Consider the following 22,885-nt stretch of genomic DNA (forward strand, 5'->3'; position numbering starts at 1 on the left):
CCAATGAGAATGTCGTTCGGCTCCATCGCCGCGTTCCTCGGCTGGCGCCTGCTCTACTCGGCGATCGTGCTGCTCGGAGTGCTCGTCGTCGTCTTCTCCCTCGTGCACTTCGTGCCGGGCGACCCAGTTCGGCTGGCGCTCGGCACGAGGTACACGCAGGAGGCGTACGACGCGCTCCGGGCGGCGTCCGGACTCGACCGGCCCATCCTCGAGCAGTTCTTCTCCTACGTCGGCAACGCGCTCACGGGCAACCTCGGCGTGAGCTTCCGCAACGGCGACGCCGTGACGACGACGCTGCTCGAGCGCCTGCCGGCGACGCTCTCGCTGGCCGGCGTCGGGCTCGTGATCGCGCTCCTCATCTCCGTGCCCGCCGGCATCTGGTCGGCGCTGCGGGAAGGGCGCGTGAGCGACGGCGTCATCCGCGTCACGAGCCAGTTCGGCGTCTCGATTCCGGACTTCTGGATGGGCATGCTGCTCATCGGGCTGTTCTCGTCGACGCTCGGCTGGCTCCCCTCGAGCGGCTACTCGTCGATCGGCGATGACCCTGGCGACTGGGCCAGGCACGTGCTCCTGCCCGGCCTCACCGTCGGCCTCGTCGCTGGCGCCATCATGACCCGCTACATCCGCTCGGCCGTGCTCGAGGTGGCGTCCATGGGGTACGTCCGCACCGCGAAGTCCAAGGGACTCTCGGCGTGGACGGTGACGATGCGCCACATCGTCAGGAACGCGCTCGTGCCCGTCCTCACGATCGCCGGCATCCAGCTCGCGACGATCCTCGGCGGCGTCATCGTCGTCGAGGTCGTCTTCGCCTGGCCAGGGCTCGGACGCCTCGTCTACGACGCCGTCTCCTCCCGCGATTACCCGCTCATCCAGGGCTCCGTGTTGCTCATCGCCGTGATGTTCCTCGCCGTGAACTTCATCGTGGATGTGCTCTACGCGCTCGTCGACCCGAGGATCCGGCTCTCATGACCGCACAGAACCCAGAAGCCACGCGGCAGGCGGAATCCGGCCCGCCCGCACCGGAGGAACGCACCCGCGTCGCCGCCTGGCGCCTCCTCCTCAGCAACCCCGTGACGGTCGTCAGCGCGGTGCTCCTCTTCATCGTCGTGTTCGTCGCCCTGCTCGGTCCCTGGATCGCGCCATACGGCGTCAACGACGTCGACGTCGCGAACCAGCTCCAGCCGCCGAGCGCCGCGCACTGGTTCGGCACCGACGACCTCGGACGGGACGTGCTGAGCCGCGTGATGATCGCGTCGGGCGTCTCCCTGCAGGTGGCGTTCGTGTCCGTCGCATTTGCGTTCGTCGTCGGCGTGCTGGTCGGCGTCATCTCCGGCTACGCGGGTGGACTCCTCGACACCGTGCTCATGCGCCTCGTCGACGTCATGTTCGCGTTCCCCGTGCTCCTGCTCGCGCTCGCCATCGTCGCGATCCTCGCGCCAGGACTCGCGACGACCATGCTCGCGATCGGCATCGTCTACACGCCGATCTTCGCGAGGGTCGCCCGAGCGAGCACGCTCTCCGTCCGTGTCGAGCCGTACGTCCAGGTCTCCCGCACGATGGGCACGCCATGGGCGAGCATCCTCGGCCGCCACGTGCTGCCCAACATCACCGGCCCGATCATCGTGCAGACCTCGCTCTCCCTGGCCTTCGCGATCCTCGCCGAATCGGCCCTCTCCTTCCTCGGCCTCGGCATCCAGCCGCCGGCCCCCTCCTGGGGTGGCATGCTCTTCGCCGCGCAGGGCTTCATCAGCCAGGCCTGGTGGATGAGCCTCTTCCCCGGCGTCGCGATCTTCATCACGGCGCTCTCCTTCAACCTGCTCGGCGACGGGATGCGCGACGTCCTCGACCCCAAGCAGCGCACCCTCATCGAGTCAAGGAGGAAGCGATGACCGCTCCAGCGCTCCGCGTCGCCGACCTGCGGGTCTCCATCGGCCGCAAGGACATCGTCCGCGGGATCGACTTCTCGATCGAGCCGGGCGGAACGCTCGGCATCGTGGGGGAGTCCGGATCGGGGAAGTCGATGACCGTCCTCGCCGCCACCGGACTCCTCGACGCGCCAGGCGCCCGCGTCACGGGCACCAGCACGCTCAACGACCAGAAGCTCGGGCAGGTTGAGCTGATCGGCGCATCCGCTCGAACCCTGCGGAGCGTGCACGGCAACGGGATCGGCTTCGTCTTCCAGGACCCGAGCACCTCGCTCAACCCGCTGCTCACCCTCGGCCGGCAGCTGACCGAGTCGCTCGAGACGCACCGACGCCTCTCGCGCCGCGCCGCGCGCACGAAAGCCATCGAGCTCCTCGAATCCGTCGGCATCCCAGAGCCCGAAGCTCGCTTCGACGCCTACCCGCACGAGCTCTCCGGCGGGCAGCGGCAGCGCGTCATGATCGCCATCGCGCTCTCCTGCGACCCCGGCCTGCTCGTCGCCGACGAGCCGACCACCGCCCTCGATGTGACCACGCAGGCGCAGATCATCGATCTCGTCCGCACGCTCCAGCATGAGCACGGCACCGCCGTCATCTGGATCAGCCACGACATGGGAGTCATCTCGCAGGTCGCGGACGAGGTGCTCGTGATGCGCCACGGCGAGGCCGTCGAACGGCGCAGCGCCATCGACCTCGTCACGGCCCCACGGCATCCGTACACCAGGGAGCTGCTCGCAGCGAGGCCCCGGCTCGGCAAGGCGAAGCCCACCCCAGCGAGGCCGGACGCGACGACGATCCTCCGGGTCTCCGAGCTCGACGTGCGCTTCCCCATCCAGACCCCCAAGGGCCGCAGCCACGTGCACGCCGTCGACGGCGTCTCGTTCGAGCTGCGCCAGGGGACGACGCTCGGCATCGTCGGCGAGTCTGGCTCCGGGAAGTCGACCATCGCGAACGCGCTCACCGGCCTCGTCAAGCCGACGGGCGGCACAGCGACGCTCGAGGGCCTCGATGTGCTCAAGGCCGACAACCAGCTGCGGCGCCGCATCGCGATGGTCTTCCAGGACCCGTTCTCCTCGCTCGACCCCCGCATGTCCGTCGGCCAGTCGGTCGCCGAGCCGTTGCGCGTCCACCGCCTCCCCGCTGGCGGTTCGCGTTCCGTGCGCATCGACGAGCTCTTCGACCTCGTCGAGCTGCCGCGGGACTTCATCGGCCGGTATCCGCACGAGCTCTCCGGCGGGCAGCGGCAGCGGGTCTCGATCGCCAGGGCACTCGCGCTCGAGCCCGACATCGTCATCCTCGACGAGTCGACGGCGTCTCTGGATGTGTCCATCCAGTCCCGCGTCCTCGAGCTGCTGCGCAGGCTGCAGGACGAGCTCTCGCTCAGCTACCTCTTCATCGCGCACGACCTCGCGATCGTCGAGGAGATGAGTCACGATGTGCTCGTCATGCAGCGCGGGCGAATCGTCGAGCATGCCCCTGCCGACGAGATCTTCGGCGCCCCGAAGGAGGAGTACACGAAGCAGCTCCTCGCGGCGATCCCGCCGGAGCTCCCGAGAAGCCTGAACGCGCATCCGTCCTGACCTCCCTGCTCTCGCACACCGCGGGTAAGCTCTGTCTGCCGCGTTCCGCGCTGCACCAGAACACCAAGGAGAACACCGTGCCCGTTGGACTGCTCGCCGTCGTCGACGACATCCTCACCGCTGCGCTGAAGGCCTCGGCGAAGTCGGCGGGAGTCGTCATCGACGACGCCGCCGTCACGCCGCAGTACGTGCAGGGCATCACGCCAGCACGGGAGCTGCCGGTGGTGTGGAACATCGCCAAGGGCAGCCTCTTCAACAAGTTCGTGATCATCATCCCGATCGCGCTGCTGCTGACGGCCTTCGCGCCCTGGGTGCTGCCCTACCTCCTCATCGTCGGCGGCGTGTACCTGTGCTTCGAGGGCGCGGAGAAGGTCACCGAGTGGTTCGGCCACCATCACGCGCTCGACGAGGACCATCCGCGTGACGAGAAGAAGCTCGTCTCGGGAGCGGTGCGCACCGACCTGATCCTCTCGACCGAGATCATGCTCATCTCGCTGTCGAACCTCGACCCCGAGCTGGGGTTCTGGATGCGCTTGGCGGCCCTCGTCGTCATCGCGCTCGCCATGACGGCCCTCGTCTACGGCGCCGTGGCGCTGCTCGTCAAGATCGACGACGTCGGCCTGCACATGGCGACCCGCCGCGACCGCCGCACCCGCCACCTCGGCGTGCGCATCGTGCGCTCCATGCCCGCCGTCTTCCGGGTCATCAGCATCGTCGGAACCGTCGCGATGCTCTGGGTGGGCGGCCACCTCGTCATCATCAACGTCGGCGAGGTCGGCTGGCACGCGCCTGCAGACCTGCTGCACGAGATCGAGCACGCCCTCATGAACGCCGGTGCCGTCGTCGTCTGGCTCGTCGACACGCTCATCTCCGCCATCGTCGGTCTCGTCGTCGGCCTGGTCGTCGTCGGCATCACGCTGCTCGTCGGACGCATCCTGCCGAAGAAGCCCAAGGCGGCCGCGACCGCAGAAGCTCCCGGCGTCGAGAAGCACTAACGACGCATTGCGGGGCCGGATGGTCGGCTCAGTCCGGCACGCCGGGTTCCGTCGCGGCGCCTGCCGCGACGAGCTCCGAGAACGCGGTGCCAAGCGCATCCCTGACGAGACGCACGCTGTCTCGATCGCGGAGCGCCCCACGCGTCGCCGTGAAGATATCCCGGTGGGGCCGCCCCGGGAGGTCCAGGAAGCGCAGCCCGCCGCCAGATGCGGCACCCACGAGCTCGGAGACGAGGCCAACCGCGTGACCCGCGGCGATGAGGCGCAGGTGCGTGTGCAGGTCACTGGCCACGTACCGCACTTCCGGTTCGAATCCCGCCGCCCTGCACTGCTGCTCCGCCCAGTCACGCGCGGCGGTGCCCGGGGGCTCCATCACCCAGGGGCTACCGCGGAAGTCGGCGATCGAGGTGGCTCCAGACGTTCCGGCGGTCGCGAGCGAGATCGCGTCGAACCCGAGGACCTCACGCTCGATGCCCTCCGCGTGGGGCCTGGTGTGGCCTGGATACTCCTCGGCGACCACGAGGTCGTACCGGTGCGCCTCGAGTTCGAAGAGCCCCTCCTCAGGTGAGACGGCGTCCACTTCGACCCGGATGTCCGGACGGGTCTGCTCCAGGAGCGTCAGGGCCCGGGGGAGCAGCGCGCGGACGACGGATTCCAGTGCGGCCACCCGCACCCGCTCGGTGCCCGTGCGCATCGCTGCGAGCTCATCGCGAGCGCGGGTCTCCAGGTCGAGCACACGCGCGGCGTGCTCGGCGAGTGTCACCCCCTGCGGCGTCAGCCGCACGCGCCTGCCATCCTGCACGAGCAGGGGAACGCCCACCTCGCGCTGCAGCTGTGCCAGCTGGTGCGAGACGGTCGACGCGCTGAAGTTGAGCGAGGCCGCGACGGCGGTGATGGTGCCACGCAGCTGCAGCTCACGCAGCAGGCGGAGGCGGCGGAGGTCCCACATCTTGCACCACCTTTCGATTTCATCGATGAGTTCGTTTCGACTATCTTCGCTATTCGTCCGCAATCACGCCAGCAACACTGGAAAGGACGCGTATCCACCGGGGTCGACGCGTCGCTTCCAGAAGGAGTCAATGCCGATGTCCGATCTGACCTTCCAGCTCATCGCCCTCGCGATCTACTTCGCGGCGATGGTGGGCATTGGGCTCTACGCGTTCCGCCAGACCAAGGACCACGAGGATTACATGCTCGGCGGCCGCAACCTCAGCCCGGGCACCGCGGCGCTCAGCGCCGGGGCCTCCGACATGTCCGGCTGGCTCATGATGGGACTCCCCGGAGCCATCTACATCTCCGGACTCATCGAGGCCTGGATCGCCATCGGCCTCACGATCGGCGCCTACCTCAACTGGCGCTTCGTCGCCCCGCGCCTCCGCGCCTACACGGAGGTGGCGAAGAACTCCATCACCATCCCGAGCTTCTTCGAGAACCGCCTGCGCGACCGCTCGCGCCTCCTCCGCATCGTCAGCGGCGTCGTGATCCTCATCTTCTTCACCTTCTACATCTCGTCCGGCATGGTCGCCGGCGGCGTGTTCTTCGAGGGATCATTCGGCGGCGACTACCTGGTCGGGATGCTCCTCGTCACGGGCGTCACGCTGCTCTACACCCTCTTCGGCGGGTTCCTCGGGGCGTCATTCACCGACGTCGTGCAGGGGCTCATGATGATGCTCGCGCTTGTCCTGATCCCCGTCGTCGCCATCTTCACGCTCGGGGGCTTCGGCGGCGTCTCCGAGGCCATCGTCGCGTCCGGCATCGAGCACACGGGGCTCATCCCCGGCGACGGACTCGACTGGGTGACCACGCTCGCCATCGTCTCGGCACTCGCCTGGGGCCTCGGCTACTTCGGCCAGCCGCACATCATCGTCCGGTTCATGGCGATGCGCGACCCGGGCTCGGCGAAGGCGGGACGCCGGATCGGCATGTCCTGGATGACGCTCTCCATGGTCGGAGCCGTCACGGCAGGAATCGTGGGCGTCGCCTACATCCAGCGCAACGGCATCGAGCTGAGCGACCCCGAGGCGGTCACGCTGGTCATGGCGCAGGTCATGTTCCACCCCATCGTGAGCGGCTTCATCCTCGCCGCTGTCCTCGCCGCCATCATGAGCACGATGTCGAGCCAGCTCATCGTGTGCTCGTCGGCGCTCGTCGAGGACCTGTACATGGTCATCGCGAAGAGGCAGCCCTCCGCTCGGAAGCTCGTGATCCTCGGTCGCACGTGCGTGTTCGCCGTCGCGGTCGTCGCGGGCGTCCTGGCCTTCGACCGGACCGGCACCATCCTCAGCCTCGTCGGCTTCGCCTGGGCCGGCTTCGGTGCGGCCTTCGGCCCCGCCGTCATCCTCAGCCTCTACTGGCGCAAGCTCACCAACTGGGGAGCGCTCGCGGGCATGGTCGCGGGCACGATCACCGTGTTCGCCTGGTCCGCCCTCGGGACCGACCTCTACGAGATCGTTCCTGGCGTCGTCGTCAGCCTCATCGCCTCGGTCGTCGTCAGCCTCCTCACGTACAAGCGCGACCCCGAGATCGATGCCGAGTTCGATCAGGCCAAGACGCTGGTCGTGAAGAAGGCCGACGCCGTCGAGGACGAGAAGGTCGAGGCGTAGCGACCGCGAGCCGCGCCCTGCCGCCACCCTGTCGCACGAAGTTGTGGCCCGGTGCGCTTCCCGGATTCGGGAGGCGCACCGGGCCACAACTCTGTCGGGACCGAGGCGCGGCGAGGCGTCAGAGCCGCGGCGTGCGCGGCGGCTCCGTGCGGCGTTCGCCCGTCGCCTCGAAGGCTGCGGCGAGGCGGAGGAGTGCCGTGTCGTCGTAGGCCCTCCCCGCGAAGGTGAGCCCAACGGGCATCCCGATGTCCGCCATCGTGCCCATCGGCACGGTCACGGTGGGGATGCCCAGGTGGCGGATGGCGAGGTTCCCGTTCGCGACCCAGACGCCGTTGCGCCAGCCCAGGTCGGCTGAGGCCACGTCGACGTCCATGTCGGCTGGGCCCACGTCGGCCACCGCCGGGAAGGCGACAGCGTCGAGGCGCTGGGCGAGCATCCACTCCTCGAGGTCGACCCGCCGAGTCTCCTCGAGGCCGCGCACGCCGGCGGCGAGCTCCGGGATGTCGGCGAACGAGGCGACCGGATGCTCGCGCACGTGGTCCGGGTAGGTGGCGATGTCGTCGTCGAAGCCCGTGTAGCGGTCAGGGAGTGCCCCCTCGGGGTGCGGGAAGATGCGCGAGCCGTCGACCTGGGTCAGGGAGTTGAGCTGCGGGTCGGCATTCGCCGCGAGGAAGTCCTCCCATCCCCATGCCGACAGGTCGACGATCTCGCGCTTGAGGTACTCAGGGGAGACGAGCCCGCGCGTGTGGATCTTCGGAGCTCCCGGCCGGTCGCCCTCGTAGTTCGACACGACAGGGAAGTCGACCTCGACGACGGTCGCGCCCGCCGCCTCGAGGTCGGCCCGCGCCGCCTCCCAGAGCTCGACGATGGATCGACGCGTGTCGATCTTCTGGCCGGTCGGACCGCCGATACCCGGCTCGGACGACGTTCCCGCGTCCGGGTCGGCGTTGATGTACATGCGGGGCACGCCGATGCGGGTGCTCGCGAGGCCGGCACGCGCATCCGCCTGGTTCGACGGGAGGAGGGCGACATACGAGGCGGGACGCACCTCCGAGACGGGAGGGATGCGCACCCACGGCTGCGCGCGCCAGAAGTCGCCTCGCGTCTGCGCATCGTCGGCCACCACCACGTCGAGCACCTCGAGGAGGTCGGCCATGGAGCGGGCGTGGGGGACGACGACGTCCATCGTCGGGACGAGCGGCCAGTTGCCGCGCACCGAGATCACGCCCCGTGATGGCGTGTACGCGCAGAGCGCGTTGTTCGAAGCCGGGGCCCGACCGCTCGACCACGTCTCCTCGCCGAGACCGAACGCCGCGAAGCTCGCCGCCGTCGCGGTTCCCGAGCCGTTCGAGGAGCCGGAGCCGAACGCGCTCGTCAGGAACGCGGCGTTGTACGGGCTCTCGGCGCGGCCGTACACGCCGCGCTGCATGCCGCCATTCGCCATCGGCGGCATGTTCGTGAGCCCGAGGCAGATCGCACCCCCAGCGCGGAGGCGCTCGATCGTGAACGCGTCGCGCTGCGCGACGAGGCCCGCGAAGGCGGGGCTCCCGGACGCCGCGGTCAGGCCCTCGACGAGGTAGCTATCCTTCACCGTGTAGGGGATGCCGTCGAGCGGGCCGAGCAGGCGCCCCGCCGCGCGGCGCCGGTCCGAGGCGCGAGCCTCCTCGAGCGCATCCGGGTTCTGGACGACGACCGCGTTGAGCTTCGGACCGCTCGCGTCGTAGGCCGCGATCCTCTCCAGGTAGGCCTCGACCAGGCCGGCGCTCGTCGCGCACCCGTCCTCGAGCGCGGCCCGCAGCTGCGCGATCGGCGCCTCGACCACGTCGAAGCTCACCGTGCACCCCCGAGCGTGGGCTGCTGCTGGGTGATGCAGTGGATGCCGCCCCCGCGCGCGAACAGCTCACGGGCATCCACCGACACGACCGTGCGGCCGGGGTAGACCGACTCGAGCACCTCGCGCGCCCGCGCATCCGCCGCCTCGTCGTCGAAGCCGCACGCGACGACGCCATCGTTCGTGACGAGGTGGTTGACGTAGCTCCAGTCGACGAAGCCCTCCTCATCGCGGAGCGTGCTCGGCGCCGGGATGCCGACGATCTCGAGTTCCCGCCCCGCGGCATCCCGCTGGCCCGCGAGGTGCTCGCGCAGGCCGGCGACCACCTCGTGGTCCGGATGCTCGGGGTCGAGCTGCTCGTGCAGGAGGAGCGTGCCAGGTGCGGTGAGGGTCGCGACGATGTCGACGTGCCCGTTCGTGCCGAACTCGTCGTAGTCGCGGGTGAGCCCCCGCGGCAGCCAGATGGTGTGCGTCGCGCCGAGCGTCCTCGCGAACTCGGCCTCGACGCGCGACTTGTCGGCGAGCGGGTTGCGTCGCGGATCGAGCTGCACGGTCTCCGTCGCGAGCAGCGTGCCCTCGCCGTCGACATGGATGCCGCCGCCCTCGTTGACGAGCAGCGAGCTCACGAGCTCAGCACCGCTAGCCTCTGCGACGAAGCGGCCGATCCCCGCCGACTTCTGCCACTCGGCCCACGCCGGCGCGCCCCAGCCGTTGAAGATCCAGTCGACGGCGCCGAGGACGCCGGGCCGTTCGTCGTCGGTGACGAAGGTCGGGCCGATGTCGCGCATCCAGAACTCGTCGAGGGGTGCCTCGAGGATCTCGATCTCCTCGCCGAGCATCCGGCGGGCGCGATGCAGCTCGCTGGGATCGACGACCATCGTGACGGGTTCGAAGCGCGCGACGGCGTGCGCGACCGCGGTCCAGGCCGCGTAGCCGGCCTCGCGCTGCGCGGCCGTGTCGCCGAGCGTGATCCCCTCGCGGGGGAAGGCCATCCACGTGCGATCGTGCGGTGCCGTCTCGGCGGGCATCTTCCAGGCCATATCCGGTCCTCCAGAACTCGAAGCGAGCATTGTTGATCATGTGATCAACAAGTGCTCGAAGAGTACGTAGACTCGGGACATCGTGTCAAGAGCCATCAGGAAGCCAGCAGCAGAGCGCCGCGCCGACATCACCGCGGCCGCGATCGACCTCGCCCTCGAAGAGGGGCTCGCCGGTATCACCATGCGCGCCGTCGCCACGCGAATCGGCGTCGCCCCAGCCCTCGTCGCACACTACGAGCCCAACATGGACGAGCTCGTCACCTCCACGTTCAGGGCCATCGTGGGAGGTGAGCTCGACGAGCTCGAAGTGCAGCTCGCGCCCGTCTCGTCGGCATCCAAGAAGCTGGACCTGCTCGTGGGCACCCTCCTCGACGGCAGCCGCGATGCCGTGACGCACGTGTGGGTCGACGGATGGTCGCTCGGGCGGCGCAACGAGATCCTCGCCGAGGGGGTGCGTGCCGAGATGGACAGATGGCACGCCGCCATCACGCGCATCCTCGTCGACGGAAGCGCGACGGGGGAGTTCCGGGTGCGCGAGGCGGACGCTGTCGCCTGGCAGATCCTCGGCATGATCGACGGCCTCAACGCCCACGCGCTCGTGCGCTGGGGGCGCGATGCAGACCGCGCTGATCTTCTTCGCTCAGTGCTTGATGCGATACTCAGAAGTGAAACTGCCCAAATTCCTACAGAAACGACTAGTCTAAAGCGTGACTTCTAGCAATTCTTCCGTTCAGACCGAGGCCGAGGCTCCCTCCGAAGAGGCCCAGGCCCTGCCTACATTCGCCGATCTCGGTCTTGACGGGCCCGTACTCAAGGTCCTCAGCGACGTCGGGTACGAGACCCCCTCCGCCATTCAGGCCGCGACCATCCCCACCCTCCTCGAAGGCCGCGACGTCGTCGGCCTCGCGCAGACGGGAACCGGCAAGACGGCCGCGTTCGCGCTGCCCATCCTCTCCCAGCTCGACGTCGACCAGAAGACGCCTCAGGCGCTTGTGCTGGCACCGACCCGCGAACTCGCACTCCAGGTGTGCGAGGCGTTCGAGAAGTACGCGGCCCGCATGCGCGGTGTCCACGTGCTGCCCATCTACGGCGGCCAGGGCTACGGCGTCCAGCTCTCCGCGCTGCGTCGCGGCGTGCACATCGTCGTCGGCACCCCGGGTCGCATCATGGACCACCTCTCGAAGGGCACGCTCGACCTCAGCGAGCTCAAGTTCCTCGTCCTCGACGAGGCCGACGAGATGCTCAAGATGGGCTTCGCGGAAGACGTCGAGACGATCCTCGCCGACACCCCGGACACCAAGCAGGTCGCGCTGTTCTCGGCGACCATGCCGTCGCAGATCCGCCGCATCTCGAAGAAGTACCTCAACGACCCCGCCGAGATCACGGTCAAGACGAAGACCACCACCTCGTCGACGATCACGCAGCGCTACCTCATCGTGAGCTACGCGCAGAAGGTCGACGCGCTCACGCGCATCCTCGAGGTCGAGAACTTCGAAGGCATGATCATCTTCGTTCGCACGAAGAACGAGACGGAGGGCCTCGCCGAGAAGCTCCGCGCACGCGGCTACTCGGCAGCCGCCATCAACGGCGACGTCGCTCAGGTGCAGCGCGAGCGCACCGTCAACCAGCTGAAGTCGGGCAAGCTCGACATCCTCGTCGCGACCGACGTCGCTGCCCGCGGTCTCGACGTGGAGCGCATCAGCCACGTTGTGAACTTCGACATCCCGACCGACACCGAGTCGTACGTGCACCGCATCGGCCGCACGGGCCGTGCCGGTCGCACCGGCGACGCGATCAGCTTCATCACGCCCCGCGAACGCTACCTGCTCGGCCAGATCGAGAAGGCGACCAAGCAGGAGCTCACGCAGATGCAGCTCCCCAGCGTCGACGACGTCAACACGACGCGCCTCACGCGCTTCGACGACGCCATCAGCGAGGCGCTCACGCAGTCCGACCGTGTCGAGAAGTTCCGCGACATCATCGAGCACTACGTGCGCCACCACGACGTGCCGGAAGCCGACGTCGCTGCTGCCCTCGCGATCGTGGCCCAGGGCGAGACGCCTCTGCTCCTCGACGCGGAAGCAGAGCGCAAGGAGCGCTTCGAGCGCAACCAGCGCGAGCAGGCGGAGCGCAAGGAGCGCCGCGACCGCGAAGGCGGCGGCGACAGCCGTGGCTCGCGCGGGGGCGACCGCCGTGAGAGCGGCGGAGAGCGTGCACCCCGCCGCCCGCGCTCGAACGGCAAGCCCATGGCCATGTACCGCCTCGCCGTCGGCAAGCGCCACAAGGTCGAGCCCCGCCAGATCGTTGGCGCGCTCGCGAACGAGGGCGGCCTGAGCCGCGACGACTTCGGTGCGATCGACATCCGCCCCGGCTTCTCGCTCGTCGAGCTGCCCGCCGACCTGTCGAACGACGTGCTCGACAAGCTGACCGGCACGCGCATCTCGGGCAAGCTCATCGAGCTGACCCCAGACCGCGGACCGTCGCGCGACTCGGGCGACCGCCCCTACAAGAAGCGCTACGACAGCTGAGTCGCGACTCCGTGAGATGCCCCTCGCCCATGCGGCGAGGGGCATCTCTGCTTCGTCCACGTTGTCGCTCGCTCGTATCGAGGTGTTTGCTTCCCCTCTGGCGGTCCCTGTCTCTGTGCAGGCGAAAAGGCGGGCCACTCGTGAGAGTGACCCGCCTTTCCTGCTTGGATTCCTCAGCGGAGACTAGTCGCGCGCGGTGCGCCGCCGCTTCAGCAGGAAGAGCGCGCCGCCGGACAGGGTGACGAGGGCCGCAGCCGGAATCAGCCAGGTCGGCATCTCTCCTCCCGTCGTGGCGAGGCTTCCGCCGCTCTGCGGCGTAGGTGGCGCGGACTTGCCCGGCTGCGTCGTCGGCGTGTCTGGGGTCGTCGGCGGCTGGGCAGGAACTGCGGGCTCAGTCGCGGTGGGCGTGGGTGTCGGTGTCGCGGTCGGTTCAGGCGTCGGGGTCGGCGCAGGCGTTCCGGTCGGCGTGGGCTTCGGAGTCGGCGTTGGCGTGGGCGTGGGCGTGGGCGTCGGTGTTGGTGTCGAGGTGGGCCCTGGCGTCGCGGTTGGCGTCGGCGTCGGCGTTGGTTCCGGTGTTGCGGTCGGCTCGGGCGTCGATGTCGGCGTAGCTGTGGGCTCGGGCGTCACGGTTGGCGTTGGCGTCGGTTCTAGTGTTGCGGTCGGCGTAGGCGTAGGCGTAGGCGTAGCGGTCGGCGTCGGTTCCGGCGTTGCGGTCGGCGTCGGCGTCGGTTCCGGTGTTGAGGTCGGCGTTGGCGTGTTCGTGACCGCGATCACTCCGCAGGCGTTCGACTTCGTGAGGTCGACCGAATACGGCCCGGATACAACCGATGTGTAACCGGCGACGGCTTCCTCTTCGATCGTGTACGTGACAGGCTCGCCCGGGGTGAGCTGCGTCGGCAGATTCCGCCACACGTAGTGCTGAGTACCGGGCTCCAGAGTCACCGTCTGGTCCGCTAGGAGAGCACCGTCGAGGCCGACGGCGGGTGCGCCGTTCGCTAGGAGCTTGAATGTCGCGGCAGGCACGTCGAGCGGGCCCGCGGGCGGCGCCGCAGGGCAGGTTCCTGTTCCGGCGCTCACGCCGGCCTCGGACTTGCCCGCCCACTCCTTCTTGAGCATGAGAGAGGTCGTGGGCTGCTCGGCGAACTCGGTCTCGCCCCAACCTGAGGCGTTCACGAACTTGAACCAACCGCCGTCGACGACCTCGCCCTCGATCTCGGTGGAAGTGATGCTCGCGGAGTTCTTGATCTCGGCGTTCATCTTCGGGAGCACCGTGCGGTAGGAGAGCGCATACTGGGCCTTGTCGCTCGGCTTCACACCCTGCGACGCGAGGTAGTCGCTGATGCGCAGCTCGAGTGTCGTCGAACCGTCCGGGTCAGCGGCGAAGGTGAGGAACTCACTGTCGGCAAGGCCGGAGAACGACTGCGTTGTGCCGCCGTCGCGGACGTTGAGCGTGAGGAAGTCCTTCAGGTACGGGCCAGCGAGCAGGCCGTCGAGCTCGGCCGCGGTGAGCGTCCGTCGTCCGTCGTCCGGGTCCTGCTTGATCTCGGGCGCGAAGCCACCGAGGTTCTGCAGCTTGTCTTTCAGGATGATGTTCTGGCCCAGGGCCGTGGGCTCGCCAGACTGCCAGTTGTTCAGCTCCACGAACCACTGCGCGAAGATCTGGCCGCTGTTCGCCGGCTGGATCCACGCGAAGTCGTACGCGAAGGAATCGAGCTTCAGCTTCTGCTGGAGGTTGACCGAGTCGCTGCTGTTCCCCGACCACTTGGTGATCATCATGGGGTTCTCGCCGGGAGCGGCTCCGAACTTGACGACGGGGAAGTACACCGTCTCGCCACCGATGATGACCTGGTTGTCGACGGGGGTGCCCTCATCTGGGATCTTCACGTAGGTGATGACGTACTCGAAGCCACCCGAGAGGCTGGCGGCACCGGCAGCGTCGTCGGTGAAGGTCACCGTGACCTTTCCGGTGCCGTTCGGGACAGCAGTGGCGATCTGGCCGAGCGCCACGCTTTCGGTCGATGCCACGGCGAAGCCGTCTGGCAGCGTCACATCGAACGAATCGCCCGGTTCGACGCCGGTTGGCATGTTGAAGCTGAAGCCCAGTTTGTAGGGCTGGTTCGGCGAAACCGTGTCGACGGCCTCGCCAGCTGCGTTGGTCAACGTGACGCCGCTTGTCGTCGGCTGCACGGTTGCTGCCGCCGCGCTCTGTGCTGCGAACGTCAGGCCCGCGACTGCGAGTGCTCCGACGAGCAGCGTCTTGAGAGCCGCCCCCGCGGTGTCTCGGAATGTGCGTTTCACTTCTCGTCTTTCCCCCGTCTGCTGGCCCCTTGGCGCAGCACGAAGAACCAGACTATAGCCCGGTCCAATCTGCCGACGGATTGAGATCATGTAAACAAGCATTCCCTGCCGCTGACTGCTCGTTCTGTCGATTGCAGACATCTCACCGTCGCTTGGGGGTGGTCTCCTCCGTGAACAGCGGGCAGTGGTGAACGCCACGGCCGCCGTCCACCGCTTCGCTAGAGTTGGCGTGCGCGACGACGCGCGTCCCACTCAGCCAAGGAGTATCGTGCCTGAACCAACCGCGGCATCTTCCCCTCGAGTCTTCTCGGACGATTTCGTCTGGGGCTCTGCGACCGCCTCCTACCAGATCGAAGGCGGTGCGGCAGAAGGCGGGAGGACCCCGTCGATCTGGGACACGTTCTCGCACACGCCTGGCAAGGTCGAGGGCGGCGACACCGGCGACGTGGCCATCGACCACTTCCACCGGTGGCGCGACGACGTCGAGACCATCAGGGAGATGGGACTGGATGCGTACCGCTTCTCGATCTCCTGGTCGCGAGTGCAGCCCGGCGGCTCCGGCGAGTTCAATGAGGAGGGCATCCGCTTCTACTCCGAGCTCCTTGACGCGCTCGTGGCGGCCGGTGTGAAGCCCGTGGCGACCCTCTACCACTGGGACCTGCCGCAGGAGCTCGAAGACGAGGGCGGATGGGCGAACCGCAACACCGCGTACGCCTTCGCGGAGTACGCGGCCCGCATGGCGGCCGAGTTCGGCGACCGCGTGCACACGTGGTCCACCCTCAACGAGCCGTTCTGCACGGCCTACCTCGGCTACGCCTCCGGTGTCCACGCACCTGGGCGCACCGAGCCAGCCGCGGCGCTCGCAGCCTGCCACCACCTCAACCTCGCGCACGGCCTCGCCACACGGGCCATTCGCGCGGCGGTCGGCGAAGACGCCGTGGTCTCGGTCACCCTGAACTTCCACGTCATCCGCCCGGACGACCCCGAGTCCGCCGCCGACCGAGACGCCGTCCGCCAGATCGACGCACTTGCGAACCGAGTGTTCCTCGGCCCCATGCTCTCGGGGCACTACGACGAGGACCTCATCCACGACACGCGCCACGTGACCGACTGGGCGTTCGTGCTGCCGGGCGACACCCAGCTCATCCACCAGCGCATCGACGTGCTCGGCGTGAACTACTACACGACGTTCCGCGTCAAGAAGTACCTGGGCGCGGGGGAGCGCTCGCGCAACGACGGCCACGGAGAGTCCGCGGCGAGCCCCTGGGTGGGGGTCACCGACATCGACTTCGTCGACCAGGGGGCGCCGTACACGTCGATGGGGTGGAGCATCTTCCCTGACGGCCTCACCGAGCTCCTCATGTCGCTCAGCGAGCGCTACCCGGGGCAGGCGCTCATGGTCACCGAGAACGGCGCGGCCTTCCCCGACGTCGTCAGCGAGGACGGGCTCGTGCACGACCCGGAGCGTGTCGCCTACTACCGTGACCACATCGCCGCCATCGCGGACGCCATCGACGCCGGGGCGGACGTCCGCGGCTACTTCGCCTGGTCGCTGTTCGACAACTTCGAGTGGGCGTTCGGCTACAACATGCGCTTCGGCATCCTCCGCGTCGACTACGACACGCTCGAGCGCACCTGGAAGGACTCGGGGCGCTGGTACCAGCAGCTCATCGCCACGCGCACCCTCCCAGGGGCAGGTGCATGAGCCCGGTCGAACTCGTCATCTTCGACTGCGACGGGGTGCTCGTCGACAGTGAGGTGCTCGCGGTGCGGATCGAGCGGGAGATGCTCGCCGAGCTCGGCTGGCAGCTCACACAGGATGAGCACGTCGCCCGATTCCTCGGCACGTCGCAGGCGACCTTCGAGCGGAAGCTGCAGGAAGGGCTGGGGCGCCCCGTGCCGGAGGGGTGGTTCGCGCTGCAGCGCGAGACGCTCTTCCGTGCCTTCGATACCGAGCTGACGGCGGTCGACGGCCTGCCGGAGGCGCTTGCCGTCATCCAGGATGAGCTGGGGCTCGCGAGCTGCGTCGCCTCGAGCGGAGACCACGCGAAGCTCAGCAAGACGCTGGGGCACACCGGGCTTCACCCGCGCTTCGAGGGGCGCATCTACAGCGCCACCGAAGTCGAGAACGGGAAGCCGGCACCCGACCTGTTCCTCCACGCCGCCGACCGCATGGGCGTCGACCCCGCCACGTGCGTCGTCGTCGAGGACAGCGCGTACGGTGTGCAGGCAGCGGTGGCAGCCGGGATGCACGCCTACGGCTTCGCGGGCGGCCTCACGCCGCGAGCGTGGCTCGAAGATGCCGGTGCCCAGACGTTCGAGCGCATGGCCGAGCTCCCGGCGCTCATCCGGGACCGCCAGCAGCGCCCGTGAAGGGTGCTGGCTCCGCTTCGAGCCAGCATCCTGCATATCGCCGAGAACGCAGACGAGCCCACCCCGACAGATCGGGGTGGGCTCGTGTGGTTCGCGGGCTCCGCGAGACCGGAGTGCGGGCTACGCCGTGAGCGAGTCCACGTACTCCTGGTTCTCGGAGATCCACTGCTCGACGATCGGCGCGTAGTCGTCCGTCTCGTTCTCGTTGAACATCAGGTTCTCGAGCGAGTAGAGCTGCTCGGAGTCCATCTTGAAGTTCTGGATCCAAGCAGCCGCGGTCGGGTGCGTCTCCACGATGTCGGCCTTGCCGTACGAGTGGATGCCCTCGGCGTCGCCCAGGAGACCCTTCGGGTCCTCGAGGTCACGCACGGGGAACGCGTCGTAGGCCCAGTGCGGGCGCCACAGCGTGACGACGATGTTCTCGCCGTTGTTCGTCGCCGTCTGCAGCTCGGTGAGCATCGCAGCGGTGGACGAGGTCTGGTAGTTCATCCCCTCGAGGCCGTAGCCGGGAATGACGTCCTCCTGCGTGACGCGCGTGAGGCCAGCACCCGGCTCGATGCCGATGATGGTGTTGCCGAACTGGTCGGCCGAGCCGGCGAGCTCCTCCAGCGAGGTGATCGGGGAGTCCTCGTTGACCGCGATGGTCAGCGACGCCTCGTCGTTCCACGCGCCCAGGTCGACGATGTCGTCGCCGTACTCGGCGACGTAGTCGGAGTGCGTGACCGGCAGCCACGTGTCGAGGGTCAGGTCGTAGTCGCCCGTGGAGAGGCCGGAGTAGACCGGAGCCGGGTCCGCGTACTCGAGCTCGACGTCGTAGCCCTGCTCGGTGAGGATCGCCTTCCACAGCTCGGACGCGGCGATGCCCTCGTCCCAGCCGTTGAACACGGCGATCGTGATGTCCTTCTGGTCGCCGTTCTCGAGCGTCTCAGCGGCGGTGTCGCCGGAGCATGCGGTGAGGGCGAGCGCCGCGGCGGAAGCCGCCGCGATCCCGGTGATGATTCGTTTCTTGGTACGCATGCGCGTCCTTTCGTTTCTGGTTGGGGGAGTTGAGGTCTGTGGGTCAGGCAGTGCCGGCCGCGACCGGCGCCTGAGTCGGGGTGGAGCTCGTGTCGACCTGCTCGAGATCTCCGGCCGCCTCGCGCTTCTGGGTGCGCTTGGAGCGGAGGAACGACGGCACACGACGCTTCTGCCCGGCGAATGCGGCGGTCACCCGGTCGAGGAACATCGCGAGGATGACGACGGAGATGCCCGCCTCGAAGCCGAGGGCCACGTCGATCCGGTTGAGGCTCTGCACGACCTGCGCGCCGAGACCGCCAGCGCCGACCATTCCGGCGATGACGACCATCGACAGGGCGAGCATGATGACCTGGTTGACGCCGGCCATGATGGACGGCATCGCGAGCGGCAGCTGGATCTGACGCAGGATGCGGCCAGGGGTCGCGCCGAACGCGCGGCCGGCCTCGACCACTTCCTTGTCGACTCCGCGGATGCCCAGCTCGGTCATGCGCACGCCGGGTGCCATGGCGAAGATGATCGTCGCCACGATGCCGGGGACGACGCCAACGCGGAACAGGATGAGCGCGGGAATCAGGTACACGAAGGCTGGCATGGTCTGCATGAAGTCGAGCACCGGCTTGATGGCGCTCGATGCAGCATCCGACTTCGCAGCCCAGATGCCGAGCGGGATGCTGAAGAGGATCGCGAGCGCACTTGCGACGAGCACGAGCGCGAGCGTCGCCATGGCGTTCTCCCACTGGTTGACGCCGACGATGACGAGGAAGCCGAGCAGGCTGCCGACAGCGAGCTTCCAGCCCTTCGCGAAGTACGCGATCGCGACGACCAGGATGAGGATCGCCCAGAACGGCGGCGTCTCGAGTACCCAGTAGACGCCCTCGTACATGCCCTGGAAGAGCGAGCGGATGACGGTGAAGACGCCGGAGAGTGCGTTCGTCAGCCAGTCGACGACCGCCTCCGCCCCGTCACCGAGAGGAAGCCGGAACGTGGCCGGCAGGGTCGTGAGTGCGGTGGCCGCGATCATGCGTGGCTCCCTTCGAGAGTCTCTGCGATGTCCGCCGGGCTGACGCTCGTGACGGGGTCGATGATCGGGAGCAGGCCCGTGGTGCTCGGCACGTTGGCGAGCGAGGCGAGGATCGTGACGCGGGGAACCACACCGAGGAGGCGCTGGTTCTCGTCGACGACCGCGATCGGCAGGGTCGAGTCGACCGACAGCTCGAATAGGTCGGAGAGCGGCGTCTCGGGGGAGACCATCGCAATGTCGCGCTTGATGGCGCTCGCGAGGTCGGGCTGGCCGTCCTTCACGAGGCGCATGACGTGGCGGTCGATGACGGCGCCCTCGAGCTTGCGGCCCGTTGACGTGATGAACGCTCCGCCGGTCTGCGTGTCGCGCATGACGCGAAGCGCACCGCGTGGTCCCGCGCTCTGCGGGACGACGGCGCGCGCGGGTTCCATGACGCTGCCAGCCGTGAGCACACGAGCCCGGTCCACATCCTGGACGAACTGCGCGACGTAGTCGTTGGCCGGGTCCGTGAGGATCTCCTCCGGCGTCCCGATCTGCACGATCGCGCCGTCCCGCATGACTGCGATCCGGTCGCCGAGGAACATGGCCTCGTTGAGGTCGTGCGTGATGAAGATGATGGTCTTGCCGAGCTCGGCCTGCAGCTCGACGAGCTCTTCCTGCATTTCGCGACGGATGAGCGGGTCGAGGGCGCTGAACGCCTCGTCCATGAGCAGGATGTCGGTCTCGGCCGTCAGAGCGCGGGCGATGCCGACGCGCTGCTGCATTCCGCCGGACAGCTCGGACGGCAGCGAGTCGGCCCACTGCCCGAGGCTCACGCGCTCGAGCACCTTGCGGGCTCGCTCGTTCCGCTCTGCGCGGGGGACACCCTGGACCTCGAGGCCGAAGGCGGCGTTCTCGAGCACCGTGCGGTGCGGGAAGAGCGCGAAGTGCTGGAACACCATGGAGACGTGGTTCTGTCGCACGCTGCGGACCTCGGCGGCGTCGGCCGTCGCGAGGTCGGTGCCGTGGATCACGATGCTGCCGGCGGTGGGCTCCAGCAGGCCGTTGAGGGTCCGGATGAGGGTGGACTTGCCCGAGCCGGAGAGGCCCATGACGACGAAGATCTCGCCTTGCTTGACGTCGAAGGTGGCGTCGATGACTGCCGCGGTGACTCCAGGGCCGAGTTCAGATCTCGGCGTTCCGGAGCTCAGTCGCTTCGCGGCTTCCTTGGGCTTGCGCCCGAAGACCTTGGTGAGGCCTTTCACAGACACAGCTGTGTCGTTCACGCGTTCTCCCTGCGGTAGATGGATCGGACGCGAAAGCTCGCAGCACTTCTCGACGGTGCCTCGATGGGGGAGGTCGTCGCGGTGGCGGCGGAGTACCAGGCGGATCAGCGCCAGAATGTCGATTGGGCGCGGATGTCGCCCCAGGCGCGCGCTGCCGATCAAAATTGCCTAACTGAGGCAGCGGATAAAGCGCTCTGGGTTGGTCTTTCGCGGGGAATCGCGGCGCCGAACCGGTGTGGCGGCGATTGCTCCGAGAGTCAACGGTAGCAAGGTGGGTTCCCCGGGTATCGCCTGAGAGGCCTGATTTTCCGCCAAAGTCGGTGCATTCGCCGGGTGTCAATCTGGCGTCTCGCCTACGCTCATGCGGATCGCGGCGCGAACCGGGATAGTTACCGGAGCGTTACATCGTTGGGCCCATCTGGGCCAATCATCCGCCCAAGTTGGCCTGCGAGGATGGGTGGATGAGCGAACGAGCGCAGGATCCGCCCGTCACTGGCACCCCCGAACAAGCGCCCCCGCGCACCCGACTCCTGCACCTCGTCGCCGCCCTGCTGGTGGTCTGCAGCGCAACCGTCCTCTTCGCCCTGGAGAACGACCTCGGCTACCTTCCGCTCGCCGCAGGGGTGGCCCTCGGGTTCGTCGCGGACCGGAGCCTCGGGCGCGATCTGCTGCTCGTCGGAATCGGCATGGGCATCATCAGCCTCCACTCGATGAAGGCCGACATCTCGTGGGGCAACATCTTCGTCATGGGCACCGTGCTGTCGCTCGCCGTCGCCGTCCCCTACGCGATCTCGAGGTGGGTCTACAAGGACCACGCTGTGCGGTTCCCGCTGCGTCGAGGGACTCCGTGGTCGCGACCAGAGAAGATCTGGCTCTGCCTCGTGCTGGTCCTGGGCTGGCTCATCCTGCCGTTCTACTTCATCACCTCCGGCGTGTACCAGAACTGGCCAGCCGTCACGACGGCATCCGAGATCGGGCGGCTCTTCGTCGGCGTCGGGTTCGTCGGCATCTGGGACGAGCTCTTCTTCATCTGCACGGTCTTCACGCTCCTGCTCCGCCACTTCCCGTTCTGGGTCGCCAACGCGCTGCAGTCGATCGTGTTCGTGTCGTTCCTGTGGGAGCTCGGCTACCAGTCATGGGGTCCGCTCCTGACGCTGCCGTTCGCGCTCATCCAGGGCTGGATCTTCACGAAGACGAAGTCGCTCACGTACGTCATCTGCGTGCACCTGCTCTTCGACCTCGTCGTGTTCCTCGTGATCGTCCACGCCCATCACCCCGCCTGGCTCCCGATCTTCCTGTACTAGCTCCCGCCCCTCTCGTACATCGCTGCCCGGCGTTTCGCCCTCTGCGGGTGCGCGGTGGACGGCTCCACCGACTCCCGAGGCGGCGGGGTTGTGGAGAGACGCTCGTCCACAGTCGGAGACGCAGCTGACGGTCGGAGCGCCGTGCGCTTCTATCTTCTCGGCATGCCGTTGCCTTGCCCGTTGCCCGATGACCTCACGAGGGATGAGGGGGTCTCCGTATCAGCCGCGATGGCGCTCACTGTGCCGAGGAAACGGCTCGAAGCCAGCGACCTCGTCGCCACGCACCACGGCGTCCGGGTATCGGCTCGGACCCTCGCGCCACGTGACCTCGATCTGAGCTTCGTTCGAGCGTGCCTCGGGCCCGGCCAAGTGCTTGCCGAAGCCTCGGGTGCTCGCTGCTGGGGGCTTCCGCTGCCCTGGAAGCTGATTCGCGGATATCGCCTGGATTCCAAGCGGTTCGTGCTGGCAGGCCCGTCGGGCATCCCGTCCCTCGCGCCCGCGACCCTCCTGGCGCAGCTTGCCCCGCGCCTCACCCTCACGCAGGCGGTGGTGTTCGCGGATACACTCCGCACGTCGTTCGAGCACTACCCGGGTCGAACCCGGCTCTTCGCGATGCACACGCTCGAGGAGCTCACCATGACCGCGCGACAGTGGAAGGGTCGCCTCGGGGCGGCGACTCTCCGTTCCGCGCTCGAGCTTTCGAGGTCAGGATCGGAGTTCCCGAAGGAAACACAGCTCAGGCTGCTCATCATCGGCGGCGGGTTCTCCGAGCCGGTCATGCAGCACAGGCTCGTCGTGCCCGGACATGGGCAAGCTCGCCTCGATCTCGCCGACGTGCGCGAGAAGATCGCCATCGAGTTCGAGGGTGAGGGGCACTTCACGGACGCGGCCTCAGCGCGAATGGATCTGGCGCGCACGGAGGCACTGCAGCGGGCCGGATGGCGCGTCATCAGGGTGACGGAAGCCGACCTGAAGTCGCCTCGACGCCTGCTCGAGAGCATCCGCCTCGCCCTCGCGGAGCGAGGTCTTCGCCCATGATCGCTGCCAGCCGAATCCCCCTCTGGAGGACCCACTGGAGGGCGAAACGCCGGGCGGCGATCGGCGAGGC

At 68.2% G+C, this 22,885-nt stretch carries 18 protein-coding genes; 11 read left to right on the forward strand and 7 right to left on the reverse strand.

Annotated features, from left to right (window positions below):
- The first annotated feature begins 3 nt into the window (after positions 1-3).
- From C5E06_RS02780 to C5E06_RS02795, 4 genes are all read left to right on the forward strand, one after another.
- The gene (locus C5E06_RS02780; RefSeq protein ID WP_104305919.1) at positions 4-969 is read left to right on the forward strand and encodes an ABC transporter permease; all 966 of its coding nucleotides are present in this window, start codon (positions 4-6) and stop codon (positions 967-969) included.
- The gene (locus tag C5E06_RS02785) at positions 966-1,889 is read left to right on the forward strand and encodes an ABC transporter permease (protein WP_104305920.1); all 924 of its coding nucleotides are present in this window, start codon (positions 966-968) and stop codon (positions 1,887-1,889) included. The genes C5E06_RS02780 and C5E06_RS02785 overlap by 4 nt, the downstream gene beginning before the upstream one ends.
- Positions 1,886-3,502, forward strand: a complete 1,617-nt coding sequence (locus C5E06_RS02790) for an ABC transporter ATP-binding protein (protein WP_104305921.1) — start codon at positions 1,886-1,888, stop codon at positions 3,500-3,502. The genes C5E06_RS02785 and C5E06_RS02790 overlap by 4 nt, the downstream gene beginning before the upstream one ends.
- 77 nt (positions 3,503-3,579) lie before the next feature.
- Positions 3,580-4,497 (forward strand): DUF808 domain-containing protein, encoded by a 918-nt coding sequence (locus C5E06_RS02795; protein ID WP_104242861.1) that lies wholly within the window; start codon positions 3,580-3,582, stop codon positions 4,495-4,497.
- Positions 4,498-4,525: 28 nt separating this feature from the next.
- Here the strand turns inward: C5E06_RS02795 and C5E06_RS02800 are convergent, their stop codons facing one another.
- A complete protein-coding gene (locus tag C5E06_RS02800) occupies positions 4,526-5,446 on the reverse strand; it encodes a LysR substrate-binding domain-containing protein (protein WP_104242859.1) in 921 nt (306 codons plus the stop codon).
- Positions 5,447-5,582: 136 nt separating this feature from the next.
- On the opposite strand from C5E06_RS02800, the gene putP reads away from it, so the two are divergent.
- Positions 5,583-7,100, forward strand: coding sequence for a sodium/proline symporter PutP (putP, locus tag C5E06_RS02805; RefSeq protein WP_104242857.1), 1,518 nt, complete (start codon positions 5,583-5,585; stop codon positions 7,098-7,100).
- Positions 7,101-7,218: 118 nt separating this feature from the next.
- Here putP and C5E06_RS02810 read toward each other — a convergent pair whose 3' ends face one another.
- Both C5E06_RS02810 and C5E06_RS02815 read right to left on the reverse strand, forming a co-directional pair.
- On the reverse strand, positions 7,219-8,934 hold the full coding sequence (locus C5E06_RS02810; RefSeq protein WP_104305922.1) for an amidase: 1,716 nt from the start codon (positions 8,932-8,934) through the stop codon (positions 7,219-7,221).
- Positions 8,931-9,971 carry an agmatine/peptidylarginine deiminase gene (locus C5E06_RS02815; RefSeq protein WP_104305923.1) on the reverse strand — a complete coding sequence of 347 codons (1,041 nt, stop codon included), beginning with the start codon at positions 9,969-9,971 and terminating at the stop codon, positions 8,931-8,933. The genes C5E06_RS02810 and C5E06_RS02815 overlap by 4 nt, the downstream gene beginning before the upstream one ends.
- 82 nt (positions 9,972-10,053) lie before the next feature.
- Between C5E06_RS02815 and C5E06_RS02820 the strand changes: the two genes are divergently transcribed.
- Positions 10,054-10,689 carry a TetR/AcrR family transcriptional regulator gene (locus C5E06_RS02820; RefSeq protein WP_104299611.1) on the forward strand — a complete coding sequence of 212 codons (636 nt, stop codon included), beginning with the start codon at positions 10,054-10,056 and terminating at the stop codon, positions 10,687-10,689.
- Positions 10,679-12,499, forward strand: a complete 1,821-nt coding sequence (locus tag C5E06_RS02825) for a DEAD/DEAH box helicase (protein ID WP_104242849.1) — start codon at positions 10,679-10,681, stop codon at positions 12,497-12,499. Before C5E06_RS02820 ends, C5E06_RS02825 begins: the two co-directional genes overlap by 11 nt.
- Before the next feature lie 183 nt (positions 12,500-12,682).
- Here the strand turns inward: C5E06_RS02825 and C5E06_RS02830 are convergent, their stop codons facing one another.
- Positions 12,683-14,797 (reverse strand): Ig-like domain-containing protein, encoded by a 2,115-nt coding sequence (locus tag C5E06_RS02830; protein WP_104305924.1) that lies wholly within the window; start codon positions 14,795-14,797, stop codon positions 12,683-12,685.
- Positions 14,798-15,065: 268 nt separating this feature from the next.
- Here C5E06_RS02830 and C5E06_RS02835 point away from each other — a divergent pair, with 268 nt between their 5' ends.
- Together C5E06_RS02835 and C5E06_RS02840 are read left to right on the forward strand one after the other, a co-directional pair.
- Positions 15,066-16,502 (forward strand): GH1 family beta-glucosidase, encoded by a 1,437-nt coding sequence (locus tag C5E06_RS02835; RefSeq protein ID WP_104305925.1) that lies wholly within the window; start codon positions 15,066-15,068, stop codon positions 16,500-16,502.
- Entirely contained in the window at positions 16,499-17,170 is a 672-nt protein-coding gene (locus C5E06_RS02840) for an HAD family phosphatase (RefSeq protein WP_104242844.1), read from the forward strand. Before C5E06_RS02835 ends, C5E06_RS02840 begins: the two co-directional genes overlap by 4 nt.
- Positions 17,171-17,290: 120 nt before the next feature.
- Here the strand turns inward: C5E06_RS02840 and C5E06_RS02845 are convergent, their stop codons facing one another.
- Genes C5E06_RS02845 through C5E06_RS02855 form a run of 3 tightly spaced genes read right to left on the reverse strand, consistent with a single transcriptional unit; the run spans position 17,291 to position 20,473 of the window.
- On the reverse strand, positions 17,291-18,187 hold the full coding sequence (locus tag C5E06_RS02845; RefSeq protein ID WP_104242842.1) for a glycine betaine ABC transporter substrate-binding protein: 897 nt from the start codon (positions 18,185-18,187) through the stop codon (positions 17,291-17,293).
- 43 nt (positions 18,188-18,230) lie between these two features.
- Positions 18,231-19,208 carry a proline/glycine betaine ABC transporter permease gene (locus C5E06_RS02850; RefSeq protein ID WP_104242840.1) on the reverse strand — a complete coding sequence of 326 codons (978 nt, stop codon included), beginning with the start codon at positions 19,206-19,208 and terminating at the stop codon, positions 18,231-18,233.
- The gene (locus tag C5E06_RS02855) at positions 19,205-20,473 is read right to left on the reverse strand and encodes a glycine betaine/L-proline ABC transporter ATP-binding protein (RefSeq protein WP_104242839.1); all 1,269 of its coding nucleotides are present in this window, start codon (positions 20,471-20,473) and stop codon (positions 19,205-19,207) included. The genes C5E06_RS02850 and C5E06_RS02855 overlap by 4 nt, the downstream gene beginning before the upstream one ends.
- A gap of 461 nt (positions 20,474-20,934) precedes the next feature.
- Between C5E06_RS02855 and C5E06_RS02860 the strand changes: the two genes are divergently transcribed.
- Together C5E06_RS02860 and C5E06_RS02865 are read left to right on the forward strand one after the other, a co-directional pair.
- Positions 20,935-21,777: a CPBP family intramembrane glutamic endopeptidase gene (locus C5E06_RS02860; RefSeq protein WP_104242837.1), complete on the forward strand. Its 843-nt coding sequence runs from the start codon at positions 20,935-20,937 to the stop codon at positions 21,775-21,777.
- Between the two features lie 228 nt (positions 21,778-22,005).
- Positions 22,006-22,815 carry an endonuclease domain-containing protein gene (locus tag C5E06_RS02865; protein WP_104305926.1) on the forward strand — a complete coding sequence of 270 codons (810 nt, stop codon included), beginning with the start codon at positions 22,006-22,008 and terminating at the stop codon, positions 22,813-22,815.
- The last annotated feature ends 70 nt before the right edge of the window (positions 22,816-22,885 follow it).

This window comes from Pseudoclavibacter sp. RFBI5 (assembly GCF_002931395.1).
In the GTDB taxonomy this organism is placed as follows: Bacteria; Actinomycetota; Actinomycetes; order Actinomycetales; family Microbacteriaceae; genus Pseudoclavibacter.

Bases quoted from the DNA above. Each gene is read 5' to 3' on its own strand.
- C5E06_RS02780 (WP_104305919.1), top strand. From the start codon at position 4: ATGAGAATGTCGTTCGGCTCCATCGCCGCGTTCCTCGGCTGGCGCCTG.
- C5E06_RS02785 (WP_104305920.1), top strand. From the start codon at position 966: ATGACCGCACAGAACCCAGAAGCCACGCGGCAGGCGGAATCCGGCCCG.
- C5E06_RS02790 (WP_104305921.1), top strand. From the start codon at position 1,886: ATGACCGCTCCAGCGCTCCGCGTCGCCGACCTGCGGGTCTCCATCGGC.
- C5E06_RS02800 (WP_104242859.1), bottom strand. From the start codon at position 5,446: ATGTGGGACCTCCGCCGCCTCCGCCTGCTGCGTGAGCTGCAGCTGCGT.
- putP (WP_104242857.1), top strand. From the start codon at position 5,583: ATGTCCGATCTGACCTTCCAGCTCATCGCCCTCGCGATCTACTTCGCG.
- C5E06_RS02815 (WP_104305923.1), bottom strand. From the start codon at position 9,971: ATGGCCTGGAAGATGCCCGCCGAGACGGCACCGCACGATCGCACGTGG.
- C5E06_RS02840 (WP_104242844.1), top strand. From the start codon at position 16,499: ATGAGCCCGGTCGAACTCGTCATCTTCGACTGCGACGGGGTGCTCGTC.
- C5E06_RS02845 (WP_104242842.1), bottom strand. From the start codon at position 18,187: ATGCGTACCAAGAAACGAATCATCACCGGGATCGCGGCGGCTTCCGCC.
- C5E06_RS02850 (WP_104242840.1), bottom strand. From the start codon at position 19,208: ATGATCGCGGCCACCGCACTCACGACCCTGCCGGCCACGTTCCGGCTT.
- C5E06_RS02860 (WP_104242837.1), top strand. From the start codon at position 20,935: ATGAGCGAACGAGCGCAGGATCCGCCCGTCACTGGCACCCCCGAACAA.
- C5E06_RS02865 (WP_104305926.1), top strand. From the start codon at position 22,006: ATGGCGCTCACTGTGCCGAGGAAACGGCTCGAAGCCAGCGACCTCGTC.